Here is a 17,973-nt window from a genome sequence, read left to right as displayed (position 1 = left end):
CTGCAGGACCGACGACGATGTCCATTCCACTCGCCGAGCAGCTCCTCCCGCGTAAGCGCCCCACGCAGGAGCGGAGCAAGAAGAAGTTCTCCGCGATGCTCTCCGCAGCGCGCGATCTGCTCATCGAGGTCGGTTTCGAGTCGCTCACGTGCGAGGAGATCGCCTCGCGGGCCGAGGTGCCGATCGGGACGCTCTATCAGTACTTCGCGAACAAGTACGTGATCGTGTGCGAACTCGATCGGCAGGACACCGTGGGCGTCCAGGAGGAGCTCGCCGCCTTCTCCACCGAGATCCCGTCCCTGGAGTGGCCGCACCTCCTCGAGAGGTTCCTCGACCATCTCGCCGCCCTGTGGCGCGACGACCCCTCGCGCCGGGCCGTATGGCTCGCCGTGCAGTCCACGCCGGCCACCCGCGCGACCGCCTCGGAGAACGAACGGGCTCTGGCCGATCAGGTCGCCCGCATCCTGGCGCCGTTGACCCCCACCCAGCGCAACCGCCGCGAGATGATGTCACAGGTGCTGGTGCACACCGCGTATTCGGTGCTCAGCTTCTCGGTCCAGGACGGCCACGATCACGATCAGACGGTCGCCGAGCTCAAACGCATGCTGGCCGGCTACCTCCTCCTCGAGGAGACCACCGCCGAGGACTGACCGGCCGGGTATCCGGCCGGCGACGCGGGTCCAGAAAGTTCCCGCGCGCCCGGCAACTTCCCGCGCGTGAAGCTGCACGCGCGGCAGAGCAGCAGGCGCGCGACAAAAATTCGATGGCACCGCGGCGGTCGGTCGTGCGTCCAATGGGTATGACCACCTATCCCACCGATGAGCACGGCCTCATCTTTCGTTCCACAGCCCTCGCCGCCGGATACACCGACAACGAACTGACCCGAGCGCGTCGACGCGGCGACCTGGTATCCGTCGGTTCGGGTGCCTCGGTGACACCTGCCGAACGTACACCCGAGCAGTTGCATCAGCTGTCGGCGATCGCTGCGAGTAAGCAGGCGACCAAGCCGATCACGCTCAGTCATCAGAGCGCAGCGACACTGCACCAGCTGGCGATGCTCAAACCCAACTTCCGGCGCGTCCACACCACGACCGGCAGAAGTCATGGCGCGCATCGCAGCTCGACCCGGCACGAGCACACCGGAACGTTGACCGAGTCCGAGGTCGTCGTTGTGGACGGCGTCCGGGTGACGTCGCTGGAACGCACCGCGGTCGATGTCGCGTGTACGACGCCGCACGGGTTCGCCGGAGCGCTGAGCGTGTTCGACTCAGCGTTGCGAGCAGGCGCCGATAGTGAGGTGATGCGCGCGATGCTCCGGCGTCGCCGCCATGGCGTCGGGCACGCGCGACGCGCACTGCATCACGCGGACGGTGCGTCCGAGAACCCCGGCGAATCGTGGACCAGGGCTCAGCTCATCGAGGCCGGGTTACCGATTCCGCGGCTACAGCATGAATTCCACGACGAGAAGGGCGAGTTCGTCGCGCGTACCGACTTCGACTGGGCCGGGTTGCTCGTCGCCGAGTTCGACGGTGACGTCAAGTATCGAAAGCACCTGAAGCCCGGCGAGACGCCCTTTCAGGTGATGAAGCGGGAGAAGGTCCGGGAGGACGCCCTACGCAAGCTGGGCGTCATGGTGATCCGGTGGACCTGGAAGGACCTCGAAAACGGAGTCGTCGCAGCCCAAGCACGAACATGGCTCACCCGGCTGAACCTTGTGGCTGCGTGACCTCGCGCGGCCGCCGACCACCCGCGCGTGAAATATCGCGCGCGGGTGATCAACGGCCGCGCGAAACCGTCAGACGCCCTCGAGGATGGCGACCGCGGCTGCGGTGTCGCCGTCGTGGGTCAACGAGATGTGCACGCGGGTGTCGGCCAGCAGGTCGCCGATCTCACCGCCGAGGCGGATCGCCGGTCGGCCCCAGTTGTCGGTGACCACCTCGATGTCGCTGTGGCGGATCAACGGCAGCAGCGGCTGCCGGGAGAACCGGCTCACCGACCACGCCTTCACCACGGCTTCTTTCGCGGCCCAGCGGGCGGCGAGATGTCGGGCTTCGTCTCCGGTTCCGGCGGCGGCATCCCGACGTTCGCGGACCGTGAACCGATCCGCGAACGTCGTACCGGGCTGGCGTAGCTGCTCGGCGAACTCCGGGATCGACACGATGTCGATGCCCACACCCAGCACACTCATCGCCGCATCCGACCCCGCGGTCACACCGCCTCGCCGGCGCGACCGTAGCTGCCGTCGACGTCCAGGCGGACCGACGGGTTCAGCAGCAGACCGGCTTCGGCGTCGTGCTCGTCGAGAGCCTCGTCGAAGCGCCGGTTCGGCGGCCGCTGGTAGGCCGGCTCGACGCCGCACATCGCCTCGAGCAGACGATGATTGCCCTTGCGTGCACGCTCGGCGGCCACCTGCCGGTACTGTGCGGCCTGCTCGGCGTCCAGGGTGGCGATGAATGCCTCCGGGTGGACGACGGCGATGAGGCCGGACACGTGCCCGAACCCGAGACTGGTCAGCAGACCGGCCTTGAGCGGGAACCGCTCCCCCAGGTGCAGGGTTTCGCGCGCCCACACCAGGTGCGGGTACTCCTTCATCTGCTCATCGACACAGTCGAGACTCCGGTTGGGCGGGATCACGCCGTCGCGCAGCAGCTGGCACAGCCCGATCAGCTGGAAGGCGGCGGCACCGCCCTTGGCGTGACCGGTCAGCGACTTCTGCGAGACGACGAACAACGGGGCCCCGTCACCGCGACCGATCGCCGATGCGATGCGCTCGTGCAGTTCGGACTCGTTGGGGTCGTTGGCCTTGGTCGAGGTGTCGTGCTTGGAGATCACCGCGATGTCGTCGGCGCTGACGCCGAGCGCGTTGAGTGCGTTGGCCAGCGGCGAGGACAGGTTGCCGCGGGCCGCGCCCAGCGCACCGAGACCGGGAGCCGGGATCGATGTGTGCACACCGTCGCCGAAGCTCTGCGCCCACCCGACCACACCGAGGACCGGCAGGCCCATCTGTGCGGCCACATCACCACGGGCCAGCAGGATCGTTCCGCCGCCGGCGGATTCGACGAATCCACCGCGACGACGATCGTTGGCCCGGGAGAATCGGCGCTCGTCGATCCCGCGTGCCGACATCTTGGCCGACTCCGCGGTCGCGGACATGTCGCCGAATCCGACGATGCCCTCGATGCCGAGGTCGTCGAAGCCGCCGGCCACCGCGAACAGCGCCTTGCCGACGCGGATCTTGTCCACGCCCTCCTCGACAGACACCGCGGCCGTGGCGCAGGCCGCCACCGGATGGATCATCGCGCCGTAGCTGCCCACGTAGGACTGGACGACGTGTGCGGCAACGATGTTCGGCAGGGCCTCCTGCAGGATGTCGTTGGCCTTCGACTCGCCGAGCAGGGTGTTGATGTACAGCTCGCGCATCGACGTCATGCCGCCCATACCGGTGCCCTGGGTGTTGGCCACCAGGCCGGGGTGCACCCACCGCATCAGTTCCGACGGGGTGAAGCCCGAGGAGAGGAACGCATCGACGGTCGCCACCAGGTTCCACAGCGCTACCCGGTCGATCGACTCCGCCATGTCCGGCGTGACGCCCCATCGGGTGGGGTCGAATCCGGTCGGGATCTGACCGCCGACGGTACGGCTCAGCGAGAACTGGCGCGGGACACGGATTTCCGTGCCGGCCAGCCGGGTGACCTGCCAGTCACCGGTCTCCGCGTTCTCGGCCACCTTGGTCTTGTCCGGGTTCGCCGACGCGAACGCCCGGGCCTCCGCCTCGGAGCTCACCGTGAAGGTGAGGTCCTCGTCGAGGTAGACCGAGGTGAGCAGTGGCGAGGTGTTGTCCACCATCGCGCCCTCGTCGGCGTAGCGGCGGATTCCGCACCGCGAGACGACCTCGTCGTGATAGCGCTCGAAGATCTCACTCTCCGGCACCGGGTCACCGGATTCGGTGTCGTACCAGCCCGGCTTCGGTGCGGTGTCCCAGTGGATCAGGCCGGTATTCCACGCGAGCTCGACGACGCCTGCGGCCGAGAGCTTCTCGTCGACCTCCATCTCGAACCGGGTACGGGCCGAACCGTAAGGTCCGAGCTCACCGGCGCCGACGATGACCACGAGGTCTTCGGGTCGGGCGTCGATCGACGGCCACTGCGGGGTCATCGACTTCGGTGCGCGGGCCGGCGCGGGCAGCGCCGCGACCGTCGCCACCTCGGACCGGTCGGCCTGATCCTCCTCGGCCGCCGCCTCAGCGGCCGCCGAGGCGAGTGCCTTGAGGTCGATCGACGGGTCGAGGCCACCGGTGAAGTCGGCGACGATGGCTGCACTGCGCGCACTCTCGCGCTGCTCGGGGGTGCACAGACTCAGCAGGTTGGTGGCCATCTCGTCGGTGCTCCAGGTACGGACACCGGCGGCCTCCACCGCGTCGACCATGCCGTCGTTGTGACCCATCAGGCCGGTGCCGCGGACCCAGCCGATCAGCGCATGCGCGATGGTCGTCTTCTGGTTCCACGAATCCTCGGCGCCCCATCGGGTGACGAGGGCGTCCAGGGCGGCCTTGCTCTCGCCGTAGGCGCCGTCACCACCGAACATCCCGCGGTTGGGCGAGCCCGGCAGCACCACATGCACACGAGCCGCGATGTCGTGATCGGCGTGGATGTCGGCGAGCCCGGCGATGAGTCGCTCGACCGACCACAGCAGCACCTTCATCTCCAACTCGGCGCGAGCACCGGCGTCGGTCAGATCCCCGGCGACACGCGGCGCGGCGAACGGGAACAGCAGGCTGGGCTTCATCGCCGGCTTGACGACCGCCGTGGTGCCCCCGAGGTTCTCGGTCTGCTCCGCGCCGATCCACTCGACGAGGTCGTCGACATCGGTGTAGGAGGCCATGTTTGCCGGTGCCACCCACAGGGCGGCGTCGTAGCGGGCGTTCTCCCGGTAGAGCTTCTTGTAGAACGCGAGCTTGGCCGAGTCCAGGCGCGACGTGGTGGCGACCACGGTCGCACCACCGGCCAGCAGTCCGCCGATCACACCGGCAGCGATCGATCCCTTGCCGGCACCGGTGACCACAGCGATCTCGCCGGCGTACTGACCGACACCCGGGGCCTCGGCGACATTCGCGATGTCGGCGAAGATCCGTGCGTGGACGGCGTTTCCACCGGCCAGCGCCTTGCCCTGCCACCAGGTGGCGTGCTGCGCGACGGTGTCGCCGGCCCCGGCGAAGCGCGCGATGACCGAGTCGTGGTCGGCGTCGAGCTCGCTCTCGTCGGTCAGCCACAGACGCACCAGGTCCTCACGGCTGGTGGCCCATCGGTCGTCGACCAGAACCACCTTCGCGGCGTCGAAGGCCGGCGCGACGGTGCGTGCCCAGTCGGAGCCGAGTTCGGCGCTGACGCGTTCGGCCACAGCAGCATTCGGGTCGTCGACGATTTCGGCGGTCGACGACTCGTCGGCCAGACCGAGCTTGGCGAGGACGGTGTACGCGGCCGAGGCCAGCGCGCCGGACCGTCCGGTGAGCTGTTCGGTGAACTCCCCGAGCGCCGCCGCGTCGACGGTGGCCCCGCCGCCGCCCTCGGCGGCCGGCTTGGCCACCGAGATGCCGCGCTGGGCACCGACGGCGGTGACGGCGCGGTCGATCAGGGCGTCGAGCGCATCGGCGTTGGCCAGCGGTCCGTCGAGCAGGTTGCCGAGGTCCTCACCGCGAACGCTGGCGCCCTCGCGGGTGCCGAGCGCGACGGCCACGGTGGCGTGCAGGCCCCAGCCGGGGCCGAGCTGCCACACGCCCGACACGCGATCGGTGATGTAGGACTGACGTTTGCCGACCGGTCCGAGCACCTTGCGGATCTGGTCGCCCACCGCGTCGGTGAGCACCGGGCCGAGCGGGCGGTAGCCGCGGGCCAGGGTGTCGACCGTCGACGCGAGCGCGTTCATGTCCGCTTCGGCGGCACCGTCGATGGCGCCGAGTCCGAGTTCGCCACCGATGTCGAGCAGCAACTGGTTGCGGCGTGACGAGACACCGTCGCACAGCGCCTCGATGGTGTCGGCCGAACCGATCTGATCGGTCCGCATCTTGGTCCACAGGGCGATCACCGAGCGGACCGCGTCGGCCGGCCCGAACGCGATGTCGTCGGGCCGCGGGCCGGCGGCGGCTGCGGGAGCCGGAGCCGCCGCGGGAGCCGCCGCAGGTGCGGCAGCAGCCTCCGGGGTGGCTTCGGCAGCCGGAGCGGGCTCGTCGGCCTCGGGTTCCGGTTCGGGCCCGGAGTCCTTCGCGAGGATGACGTCGGAGTCGCGCTCGACGTTGACGACCTCGGTGGTCGCCGAGGCGTAGTCATCGAGTTTGAGGGTGTTGGACGCCAGACCGGCGAGCGTCGGTGCGCCCTTGAGACCGATCTCGACGAAGCGCTGGATGCCCAGCCCATCGCGTTCGGTCCCCGCGAACAGCAGCTCCTGGGTCTCGATCCAGCGCACCGGGCTGGCGAATTGCCAGGCCAACAGTTCGATCAGGATGACACGAGCCAGGTCACTCGGCTTGGCCGCCCACGAATCCCAATCGGCGAGAACGGCATCGAGCGGATCGGAGTCCACCAGTGCGGCGATCTCCTCGACGAACGGACGCTCGAGGTTGAACAGCCGCGGCACCAGGTTCGGGATGTAGTGGCCGACCAGGATCGCCGGGTCGAAGTGCTCCGGCAACAGGTCCTCGAGCTTGGCGCGGAACTCCGGCACACCGGCGCGCAACACGCTGGAGTGGAACGGCACGTCGATACCGGGCACCAGGATGAACGACTTCTTGCCGCCGAATTCGAGACGACGACGCTCGATCTCGTTCTCCAGGTGCTCGAGTCCGCGCACCGTGCCGGCGATTGCGTACTGCGAGCCGAGCAGGTTGAGGTTCACCACCTCCAGGAACTCTCCGATCGAGGCACCGACGTCCGCCACGAAACCGGTGACGTCGGAGTCGGCCAGACCGAACTGGCTCGGGCGAATCGCGGCCATCCGGTAGTCGCTGCGCCCCAACTCGTCTCGCGGCACGAGGTGATGCATGGCCTCGCCACGCTGGAAGACGACCTCCAGGACGGCCTCCAGTGGCAGCACGCCGGCGCAGGCGGCCAGCGCGTTGTACTCACCCACGGAGTGACCGCAGGTGATGGCGCCCTCGACAAATCCGCCCGACTCCTTGAGTTCGGCGATCTGCGCGACACCGAGGGTCGCCATGGCGACCTGGGTGAACTGCGTCAAATACAGCACACCGTCGGGGTGGTTGTAGGTGGTTCCGTTGGCCACCAGGGTGGTCGGGTTGTCGCGGACCACCGCGAGGATGGAGAACCCGAGAGCGGCGCGGGTGTGCTTGTCGGCACGATCCCAGACCTCGCGGGCTGCCTTCGACCGCGACCGGGCGTCGAGGCCCATGCCCTTGCTCTGGATGCCCTGCCCCGGGAACGCGTAGACGGTGCGCGGTGCGGCGAGCAGGCCGGTGGCGCTCATCACCAGGTTGTCGCCGACCTTGGCGGTGACCTCGACGACCTCACGGCCGGCATCGAGTCCGACCCGGTCGACGCGGACCGTGATCGGGTCGCCGGTGCGCACCATGCCCAGATAGCGTGCGGTCCAACCGACCAGCGGGCGCGGCGACGGGATCGGGTTCTTGCCGTCGGTGGCGGTGACGACCTGCTGGGCGGCGGCCGACAGCCACATGCCGTGCACGATCGGATCGCCCAGACCGGCCAGGCGAGCCGCATTGGCATCGGTGTGGATCGGGTTACGGTCACCGGAGACCGCGGCGAATCCGGTCATCTTGCTCGGCGCGGTGATGGTGGCCTGTCGCATCAGCTTGCGGGTGGCCGACTGTTCGCCGTCGGCGGCACCGCCGGCGCGGGCCGGATCGGTCAGCTGCTCCGACCCCAGGCGGCCGCGAATGGCGAAGCGCTCGTGCAGACGCGCGATCGGACCGGACGGCCCGGCGATCTCGACACCGACCTCGACCACCCGGCCGACCTCGGTGTCGTGGATGTCGGTGCTCCGTGCGGTGACGGTCAGCTCGGCTGCGGTGGTGGGGATGTCGCCGACGAGCTCAATCGCGTGATCGAGGTGGACCAGGTCGAGCAGACCCTCCACCACCGGCGCGCCCGTCGCGGTACGGGCCGCACCGATGACGCTGAACACGCTCGGCCACGAGGAACCGACCAGGGTGTCGGGGACGGCGAATCCGAACGGTTCGGTGGGCGTCGTCGGACGGAGCTGGGCCGGCATCGTGTAGCCGGTGACGGCGGCATGATCGGCGACGTCGTCGGGATTCCAGCCGACGGTGGTGACCGACGCGCCGTCGGACACCACGGCCAGCGAACCACCGGCCGCCACGGTGAGGATCTCCGTCATCGCGGTCGCGGCCTCGTCGACACCGACGCGCGGGGTACCGCCATCGCGGATCGTCTCGTCGATGTGCAGCGGAATGCGCACGGACGCACCGGAGATCGGGGTGATCAGGTCGAAACGCAGCCCGTCGGAAGCGTCCGCGACGCGCTCGAGGACCGAGCCGGTCGGCTCGTGCTCGGCGCGCTCAGGGTCGACGACCTGCCAGCGGTCGACGTCACCGAGCAGTGCGATCGGGCTCGGCACCATGCGGCCGACCCACTCCACGTCGTCGGCCTCCAGGACGGTGACGATCTCGCCCTCGCCGCTCACCAGTCCGGCGTTCTTCCGGGTGTCGGCCTCGAGCGCCTCGACACCGGTCCCCTGCAGGTCGGTGACGACCTGCGCCTCGAACCGGTCCAGCAGCTCGCCGACCGGCTCGTCGACGCGGGTGATGCCGGATACCGCGACCGGGCCGGGGATCACACAGACCGCGTCGGCGGGATAGCGCGCGTCGTGGGCCTGCCACAGGGAGTCGCTCCGCCACCAGCGCCGCACGTCCTTGTCGATGACCGGCACGAAGTTGACCGGCTTGCCCGGGGTGCGGCAGAGCTGCAGGAAGAAGGCGACATCGGCGGGGTGCAGCACGTCGCGCTCGATCTGCGGGTAGACGCTGCCGATCGCGTCGATGGCGGCGTGCGGGTCGTCGGTGGAGCCCAGTTCGGCGAACATGGTCGGGATGTCCCCGGAGTCGGCCGGGTTCATCCGCGCCTCGGTCCGTTGCAGCATGTCGACGAATCGCTGCTGCCAGGTGATGTCGGCCCACGGGTACTGATCGGCGCTGTCGTCGCCGACCGCGAGGGTCGCGTAGCGGTCGAGCCACTCGCGGTAGGTCATCTCGGCGACGTCGCCGAAGTAGGGCTTGGCGGTACCCGCCATCGCGGCGATGATCTCGTCACGGCGTTCGGCGACGGCGTCGGCGTCACCGGCCACCTCGTCGAGCAGGCGGCCGCATTGGGACGCGGTGTTGTCGATCTCGTGGATGTCGGCGCCGAGTTGACTCCGCCCCGATGCCATTCCGGCGGTGGCATACCCCGCGCCGATCCACTCCTCGCAGCCGACGGTGTCGACCAGCAGTTGTTTGACCTCGGGCGCGGTGGTGGCTTCCTTGGCGGCCATCGCCGCGGTGCCGACCAGGATGCCGTCGAGCGGCATCGCCGGGTATCCGTAGGCGGCCGACCATGCGCCGGTGAGGTATTCGCTGGCCCGCTCAGGGGTCCCGATTCCGCCGCCGACGCAGATGATGACGTTGTCGCGGGCGCGGAGCTCGCCGTAGGTGGCCAGCAGCAGGTCGTCGAGGTCCTCCCACGAGTGGTGCCCACCGGCGCGCCCACCCTCGATCTGGACGATCACGGGGTGATGGGGCACCTCGGCGGCGATCCGCACGACCGCGCGGATCTGCTCGACCGTGCCCGGCTTGAAGGCGACGTAGTGCAGACCGGCCTCGACGAACTCGTCGACGAGTGCGACCGCGTCCTCGAGTTCGGGGATGCCGGCCGAGACCACGACTCCGTCGATCGGGGCGCCCTGGGCGCGGGCCTTCTGCACCAGGCGCTTGCCGCCGAGCTGCAGCTTCCACAGGTACGGGTCGAGGAACAGTGCGTTGAACTGCGCCTGCCGGCCGTCGTCGAGCAGGTCGGTGAGCCGGTCGACGTTGTCGGCGAAGATCTGTTCGGTGACCTGACCGCCGCCGGCGAGTTCGGCCCAGTGTCCCGCGTTGGCAGCCGCAGCGACGATCGCCGGGTCGACCGTGGTCGGGGTCATGCCGGCCAGCAGCATCGGCGAACGACCGGTGAGCCGGGTGAAGGCCGTGTCGACCGCGGTTCGACCGTTCGGCAGGGTGATCAGCTGCGGTGCGAATTGCTGCCACGGACGGGCGATCTCCGGGATGCCGCCGGGACTGAAGAGGTTGCGCTGTCCTTGGCGCAACGCCGCGGGCACGAGGCCCACGCCCTGCCCGCGAACCAGGGTCGAGGTCAGTCGGGTGGCCAGATCGCCGGGACCGAAGTCCAGCACCCACTTGGCACCGGAGGCCACGACGCCGTCCACCGTGGCGACCCAGTCGACCGGGTCCACGAGCACCGCACGCGCATGCCGGACCGCTGTGTCGACGTCGATGCCGCAGACCTCTGCCCACTGCGCCACCAGATCGACGGCCGGCTCCATCGTCGGGTGGTGGAACGCCACGCTGACGTTGAGGTGGTCGAACTTCGGGGAGAAGGGTGCACCGCCGGTGACCTTGCGCTTGCGCTCATCGGCCTCGGCGGCGGCGACGCGCTCACAGAAGGCGGTGAACGCGGCGAGATGACGCGGGGCACCCGAGAGCGCGACAGAGCGACGGCCGTTGTTGATGGCCAGCACCGGCGCGCCGGCCAGTTCGGCGTCGCTCAGGCCGGCGCGGTACTCGACGAGGATCTCCGAGACCCGTTCGGGGGCGACACCGCTGACCGCGAGCATCGGGGTGCCGTCGGTGGTGGTCGCGAGACCGCGCCGACGCGCGATCAAGGTGCCCGCCGCACCGATCAGCTGCGCAATCGCCAGCAGCAGCCCCTGCCCGGTCTCGGCGACGTGTCCCTCGGCACCGATCGCGTCGGTGGCGATGGCGCCCTGCGAGTGGCCGATGACGGCGCGCGGGGCGATGGCCGAGGTGTCGAGGCCCTGCTTCTTGAGCGCCTCGATGGCGGCGAGCTGTGTGAGCAGTACACCCGGCCCCGACAAGGTGAAGTCGGCCAACTCGGTGTCACTCGGGACCGATTCCTCGGCATCGAGGGCGCGGACCCAGGTCAGCGGGTGGAAGCCGTCGGCCAGGGCGATGGTGACCTGGTCGGCCACCGGGTCGATGATGCGCTCGGCCGCGTCGACGATCTTGGCGATGCGGTGCTCGAGGTCGGCGTCGACGACGAGCTCGGCCAGCGTGGGCAGCCACGGGGAACCCTGACCACCGAAACTGATGGCGTAGGGCTCGCCGTCGGCGAGACGATCGATCAGAGTCGCGGTGGGGCGGTTCGAGTGCGATGCACCCTGCGCTCCGGAGCGGTATTGGTCGACGGTCACGGGCACTCCTCTTGTCTCGACACGGCGGTGTCGGGTCACGGGTTCGGGCTGGTTGTTCGCGGCGGGTCGCGGAGACTCGGTGGGTTCGCGCGGTCGGTCGTCGGATGGCCTGGTCACGTCCAGTGCGGCGCTCTCTGGCACACTGGTGTACACGCCTGCCGCGCAAAAGGTTTCGCGGCCTGCGAAGCTCGGCTCCGAGCCATCGCCGACGTGAACGTGACCCAATGATGACACACAAAAATGAGGCTTTCCTCATGTTCCGTTGTGACCCGTCGGTATACCCGCGGGTAACCCCGCGAGTAGGACAGGTGTTCACCGAACGCCTTATGCGGTGCCGGCACATCGACGCAGATGGGGCGCGGCGCCCGAGCGCTCGATCGGCCCACAGAGGCCTGCTCCGACGCCGTTATAAAATCGTTATGTGATGTGTTCCACTCCAGGTGGCGGGCGCTTCCGAGCGGGCGGCGATCGCCGCCGGCAGCCGCCGAAAAGTACGCTCAATGGTCATGTCATCCTGCGTGTTCTGCGCCATCGTCGACGGCACCGCACCGTCGCGGATCGTCTACCGTGACGACGCGGTCATCGGCTTCCTCGACATCCGTCCGGTCACCCGTGGCCACACGCTGGTCGTGCCCCGGCAGCACTCGTCGGGACTCGATGATCTCGAACCTCATCTGGGTGGCCGTCTGTTCGCCGCCGGGCAGCGATTGTCGGCCGCGATGAAGAGCGGCGAACTGTCCGCTGACGGGGTGAACCTGGTGGTCAACGACGGCCGCGCCGCATTCCAGACGGTCTTTCACACCCACCTGCACGTGGTCCCCCGCCACAACGGTGACAAGCTCAGTTTCGCCAAGGGGCTCGTCGTCCGACGCGACCCGGACCCCGACACCACCGCCGAGATGCTGCGGTCGGCTCTCGAAAGCGATCCTCGGTGACCGACAGCAACCGCACGACATCGATGGGTGCCGAACTGCCCGACGACGCAGTGGAGGCAATGCGACGCGCCGAGGTGGTCACCGTGTTCACCGGCGCGGGCATGTCCGCCGAGAGCGGTGTCGCCACTTTCCGCGACGTCGAGACCGGGTTGTGGCAGCGGTTCGACCCGGCGCAGATCGCCACCCCGGAGGCATGGGCGTCAGACCCCGGGCTGGTGTGGGCGTGGTATCAGTGGCGCGCACACATAGTCCACGAGGCGGCCCCGAACCGCGGCCACCGCGCGCTGGCCGACCTCGAGCGCACCCACACCGTGCTGATCGCCACTCAAAATGTCGACGACCTGCACGAACGGGCCGGCAGCAGCTCGGTCAGTCACTTACACGGCAGCCTGTTCGCCCCACGGTGCAGCAACTGTGCGCGGCCGTATCAGGGGATCGATGCCGAGCCCGAGCAGGCGGTGCACGAACTGCGGGTCGAGCCGCCGGCCTGCCCGGCATGCCTGTCCCCGGTCCGCCCCGGCGTCGTATGGTTCGGCGAGGGGCTGCCCGACGACGCCTGGCGCTCGGCAGCGAGCGCGTTCACCTTCGCCGACGTCGTGCTCGTCGTGGGCACCAGCGGCGTGGTCTATCCCGCCGCCGGCCTACCCGAACGGGCGGCCGCGCGCGGCATCCCGGTCATCGAGTTCAATCCGGAACCGTCGGCGTTGACCGGGATCGCCACCCATAGCATCCGCGCCTCCGCAGCGGTCGGCCTGTCAGCAATGCTCGACGCGCTCGGCGCTTCGGGATGACCCAGGATCGTCGGTCGACGCCGCAGGTCAGTCCCCGGAGCTGAGGTCGATCGGCGTCCAGACCGGCTGCGGAGTCGAGGTCGGTGTGCCGCCGTCACGTGCGGCAACCGATCCCGGCTTCACGCCACGACGGTCGAGGGCCTCCCACAGGCCGGCCAGTGCGACATCCGGATCGAGTTCGAACTCCGATTCCCGCACGCGCCAGAACTCCCACCCGCACCGGCGCAGTTCGCGCTCGCGTTCCATATCCGACCGTGCCTGCTCACCGGTGGTCCGGAACGTGTCGCCGTCGCATTCCACCGCCATCCGGGCATCCGCCCCGGTGACGACCAGGTCGATGACCCGGTTGTTGACGGTCACGCCCGGGAGCACATGATAGCCGCGCTGGACCAGCCGGTTGAACACCCGCTGCTCGAAGAGGCTCGAAAACGGTTGTCGGCGTTCGGTGTCCGATACTTCCTCCGGCATGGCCGGCAGCGTGGGACCCTGCGTCGACTCGACGTACGCACTGAGCGAACGGCGCAGATCGTTGGGTTTGAGTTGATCGACCTCGATGGACCTGAACAACCACATCTGATCCATCGCCCGGGACGCCGCCACGTTGATCCGACGCTGTGACTCGGCCCGGGTCAGCGCCGCGATGGCCGCCGGGTCCGACACCACCATCGACAAGAAGATCACCCGTCGCTCATCACCCTGGAAGTCCGGCGGAGTTCCGACCCGGATGCGTCGAGACCGCCACTGCTCGTCGGATACGACCTCTCGGAGGCGACGCGTGATCTCGTCGACCTGCTTCGTGCCCTGCAGCACGATGACGCCGAAATCGGCAGTGTCGTAGGCGGGGTCGAGCAGACACTGCGCGAGCGTCTCGGCGATCGCCTCGGCTTCGCGTTCGTTCACCAGCGATGCACCCTGGCCGGTCGCCACGCCGTTCTCGACGTGGACCGACCGCAACGGCGGCAATCGGTCCGCACCGAACTGCCGGACCGGGTTCAGCGGCGCACCGGCATAGAACTGACGCGAGGAGAACTCGATGATCTCGGGCATCGACCGGAAGTGTTCCCGCAGTCGGATCAGATGTCCGAATCGACTGCGCAGCAGCGCGAACAGACTCGAACGCGGGGTGAGTCCGTCGCGCAGATAGTGCGGAAGGTCCGGTAGGTGGGCATCGAGCTTGGCGAACGCATCGTCGAGGGTGGTGCCGGACAGTCCGGTGGGAGCGCACTGGCGATCGTCGCCGACCACGATCACCCGGGGCGCCAACCAGAGCAGGAACGAGCTCGTGATGTCGGCCTGACTGGCCTCGTCGACGATGACGACGTCGAAGGCGTCGCGACGGGGGTCCACCGTTTCGGCGACCTGCGCCAGGGACATGATCCAGGCGGGCACCGCGCCCTGTGCCTGTTCCATCGCCGCTCGGGCGGCGACGCGGAACCGGTTGGCGTGCTTACCCGAACCCTTGCCCAGGTTGATCATGTGATCGCGATAGGACTGTAGCGCCTGGACCTCGGCCACCGTCATCCGCTCGAGACACGCCTGCCAGGCACGGGCAGCGGTCACCCGCACGGTGAGGCCGGCGATATCCGCCTCGATCTCGTCGAGTTCTGCCTGCAGCCTGGTCTCGAGTGTGGGATCACTGCGCTCGGCCACCCAGGTCTGTGCCCGACGCCAGGACCAGGCCCCGCCCAGGTCGCGAAGGCGGGTGTGCCACACCGGATCTTCGGCCGATTCGGCGAACCGCGCGAAGAACTCCGGGGCCTTGCTGCGCAGTCGCAACGTCAAGAGATCGAGGGTGGTCTGTGCGTCGAGCTCCTCCCGAGCCGTGTTCCACGCGCGCCGCGCCACGCGGATCTTCTCGGCGTCGGCGCCGGCCATCGCCGACAGCAATGCGTCGCCCTCCGGCGACGGACCCTGTTCGACCTCGACGGACAGCCGGTAGGCACAGTCGGCGAGTTCGTGTTCGGCGATCACCGCGTCGTTGGTCGCGGCGATCGCTCCGGCCTGCACCGCGACCTCGGTGACTGCGGCGACGCTACGTGGGCGGGGTCCACCGGGACTGATCGCCTCGAGTTCGCGGACCAGCTGGTCGCGTCCGGCCATCAGCTCCGAGATCCACGCCAGCTGGTTGTCGAGCCGCACCAGCGTGTTCAACTGCGCCGAGCGGGTTCCCGAATTATCCACCGGCACATGTAGATCGGCAAGAACTCGCTGCACCCTACCGACCGCGTCGAGGACGGCGAGATGGTCGGCCACCAGCTGCAGCGAACGCGCATCAACGGGTTCGCGACCGTCGACGGTGGCCCGCACCCCCGACTCCTCGACCGCCCGCTGCTGCGGCGACCTCCGCAGCCGGCCACGCCAGTGGCCGCCGTCGTCGAGGTACTCGGCGGCCGCGGCGAACACCGCGTCGTCGCCGGGACGCGCATTCTCGACGACGACGACGTGGCCGCCGATCGCGCGGTCGCGGTCGGCGGCGTCCGCGATCACCGCAGAGAGACCGACGACCCGCGACCAGAGGTGGGCGGCCTGGCCGTCGAGGAGGCGATCGGCCATGTCGACCATCGTCGGCGGGAAGGCCGCGACCTCACTCGCCGCCACCGCCAGCCGCTCGCACACCTTTTTGATCCGCACCAGCCGGGCGCTGCCGACACCGGCGAGAATCGACAGCAGCGAACCGCTGCCGACCATGGGTTCGCTGGGCCGCTGGGCTATCCGCGCGCAGATGTCATCCAGCGCCGCCGGTTCGGGAAGGTAGCCGGAGAGATCCGGAAGTCGTTGGCCGAAGCGTGATCCCGATCCCACTGCGGTGGTGGTGAGCAACGCGCGCAGCAACTCGAACTCATCGACGTCCAGCGGTGGCGTCACCCCCTCGACCGGACCGGGCAGCCATTCGTACCGCGACGCGTCCGACCTGCACTGCCGTACCACTTCGGCGGGTGTCCCGCGATAGTCGCCGGCCACCCACTCGTGCACCTCGGTCTCGGATTCCCGGGCCGCCCAGAGATCGCGGAGCACCCGCTCGCGGCGACGCACCGCCTGGTCGCGTTTGCCCATCAGGTCCGTGATCTCCGCCGCGACGACACGAGGCTGGTGTCGCGACTTGCGGTCGGCGATGGACTCCACGCTCGACACGGTCGCCGCGAAATCGTCGGTGCCCACGTCGGCGATCGACACCGTCAGATCCCGGAGCTCGGGCGGCAGCATGTCGCGCAGCACCTGCAGCGCGTGCGCCTTCTCACTGGTCACCAACACGCGCTGCCCCTTGGCGAGCAACGCGGCGGTGAGATTCGCGATCGTGTGGGTCTTTCCGGTCCCGGGCGGCCCCTCCACCACCACACCACTGTCGAGTCCGAGTTGCGCCAGGACGTCGCGTTGCTCGACGTTCGCGGGCAACGGGTACAGGGCGTCGCGGACGAGTTCGTCGGGCGCGAGCGCCCCGGCAACGTCGAGCGCGGCCACCCGTTCGGCGGCCTCGATGGGCTCGACGAGTTGGGCCAGACCCACCGGCAGATCGTCCGAGGACTCGCGCAGCTCGGCGAGGACGGCGTCATAGAAGTCGAGCACGGCGGCGACACCACGACGGCGCAGCACCAGCGCGGGACGCAATTCGACACTCAGCGTCACCTTGTCGGTGTCCACCGAGATCTGCCTTCGCCAGAGGTCGACCGCGGCACCGACCCGGGAACCGACCGGGTTGGGAAGTTCGGTCAGCTTGGCACGTGCCTTCAGCGCTCCGGACAGGTCGACACCGTCGATGGTGGCCAGCAGGGCGGCGTCGTGCACCGCCGGCGCAGCCCCGGCACCGAGTGCCACCCGAACGACACCGGTCGTGTCGTCTCGCTCGGCGACGACCTGCTGGGTGACGAGGTGGTCCCGCACTCGCCGGCCCGATCCGGCGCTCTGGTCGTCGTCCTGCGTCGGACCGTCCTCATCGTCGCCGGCGACGTCGCCGGCGGCAACATCGTTGACGGTGACCAGAACGTTGGCCACGACCAACTCCAGTTCCTCCGGGTTGTCGCGGAGCTGGTCGACGATGCGCTCGATGTCGGCGTGGGCGGGGTCGTCCGGGGCGATCTCGAGCACCGTCTGCCCCGAGACCGCGCCCGGACGGACGGCGACGGAGGTCGATGTGCCGACCCACAGCAGTTCGGGATGGCCTTCGACATCGGACGCAACCTCGAAACGGGCCCGGACGAGTTCACGCAGGTAGCCGAGCAGTCGACGGACCTGATCGGCCCGGTCCGCCACCTGCGTGTCGGCTCCCTCGTCCGCCATGGATGCTCGATCCCTCCTCGGTGCGCCGGGTCCGGCGTCGTCGGCTGGATTCACGGGCGCAGGTACCTGCAGAACGCTACCAAGTCACGAGTGCGGCGAAGGTTACGCCTATTGGGAGAAGTGGGACCGCAGCGCGCGGTAGCCGCCGTCGACGTACCGGACGTTGGTGTAGCCGAGCTCGGCGATCTCCTCGGCGATGACAGGCGCCTGTGAGCTGACCGACACCACAGCGATCTCGGTGTCGGGATTGCGTACCACGGGGAACGTGCCCGACGGGGTGGGCGTGAACCGCTCACGCACATCCGCCGGATCCACCACCACTGCCCCGGGCAGACTTCCCTGGTGGCGCATCACCTGCGGACGGGCATCCACGAGTACCGCGCGCTCGTGCTCGCAGTGCTCCCGTGCGTCGGCTGCTGTTATCGAATTCACCACTGACACTGGTGACTCACCGTTCCTATGTGTATCTCGTTGTCGAATTGTCGGAGCAGTCCTCGGTGAACAAAACCCCTCCCAAA

General features: G+C 69.0%; 8 protein-coding genes. 4 read left to right on the top strand and 4 right to left on the bottom strand.

Annotated elements, in window-relative coordinates; genetic code table 11:
• Positions 1-17 precede the first annotated feature (17 nt).
• Together NWF22_RS20060 and NWF22_RS20055 are read left to right on the top strand one after the other, a co-directional pair.
• Positions 18-650 (top strand): TetR/AcrR family transcriptional regulator, encoded by a 633-nt coding sequence (locus NWF22_RS20060; protein WP_160902713.1) that lies wholly within the window; start codon positions 18-20, stop codon positions 648-650.
• Positions 651-799: 149 nt separating this feature from the next.
• A complete protein-coding gene (locus NWF22_RS20055) occupies positions 800-1,726 on the top strand; it encodes a hypothetical protein (RefSeq protein ID WP_160902714.1) in 927 nt (308 codons plus the stop codon).
• A gap of 69 nt (positions 1,727-1,795) precedes the next feature.
• Here the strand turns inward: NWF22_RS20055 and acpS are convergent, their stop codons facing one another.
• A complete protein-coding gene (acpS, locus tag NWF22_RS20050) occupies positions 1,796-2,188 on the bottom strand; it encodes a holo-ACP synthase AcpS (RefSeq protein WP_160902839.1) in 393 nt (130 codons plus the stop codon).
• Positions 2,189-2,208: 20 nt separating this feature from the next.
• A complete protein-coding gene (locus tag NWF22_RS20045) occupies positions 2,209-11,454 on the bottom strand; it encodes a type I polyketide synthase (RefSeq protein ID WP_160902715.1) in 9,246 nt (3,081 codons plus the stop codon).
• Positions 11,455-11,960: 506 nt separating this feature from the next.
• Between NWF22_RS20045 and NWF22_RS20040 the strand changes: the two genes are divergently transcribed.
• Positions 11,961-12,389, top strand: a complete 429-nt coding sequence (locus NWF22_RS20040) for an HIT family protein (protein ID WP_160902716.1) — start codon at positions 11,961-11,963, stop codon at positions 12,387-12,389.
• Positions 12,390-12,412: 23 nt separating this feature from the next.
• Positions 12,413-13,180, top strand: coding sequence for an SIR2 family NAD-dependent protein deacylase (locus NWF22_RS20035; RefSeq protein WP_160902840.1), 768 nt, complete (start codon positions 12,413-12,415; stop codon positions 13,178-13,180).
• A gap of 27 nt (positions 13,181-13,207) precedes the next feature.
• Here the strand turns inward: NWF22_RS20035 and NWF22_RS20030 are convergent, their stop codons facing one another.
• Both NWF22_RS20030 and NWF22_RS20025 read right to left on the bottom strand, forming a co-directional pair.
• Entirely contained in the window at positions 13,208-17,455 is a 4,248-nt protein-coding gene (locus NWF22_RS20030) for a PDDEXK-like endonuclease domain-containing protein (protein WP_160902717.1), read from the bottom strand.
• A 108-nt stretch (positions 17,456-17,563) separates the two neighbouring features.
• Positions 17,564-17,896 carry a rhodanese-like domain-containing protein gene (locus tag NWF22_RS20025; protein WP_160902718.1) on the bottom strand — a complete coding sequence of 111 codons (333 nt, stop codon included), beginning with the start codon at positions 17,894-17,896 and terminating at the stop codon, positions 17,564-17,566.
• Positions 17,897-17,973: the final 77 nt, after the last annotated feature.

Source organism: Gordonia mangrovi, from assembly GCF_024734075.1.
GTDB lineage: Bacteria > Actinomycetota > Actinomycetes > Mycobacteriales > Mycobacteriaceae > Gordonia > Gordonia mangrovi.
This window is presented reverse-complemented; position numbering and strand designations above follow the sequence as displayed.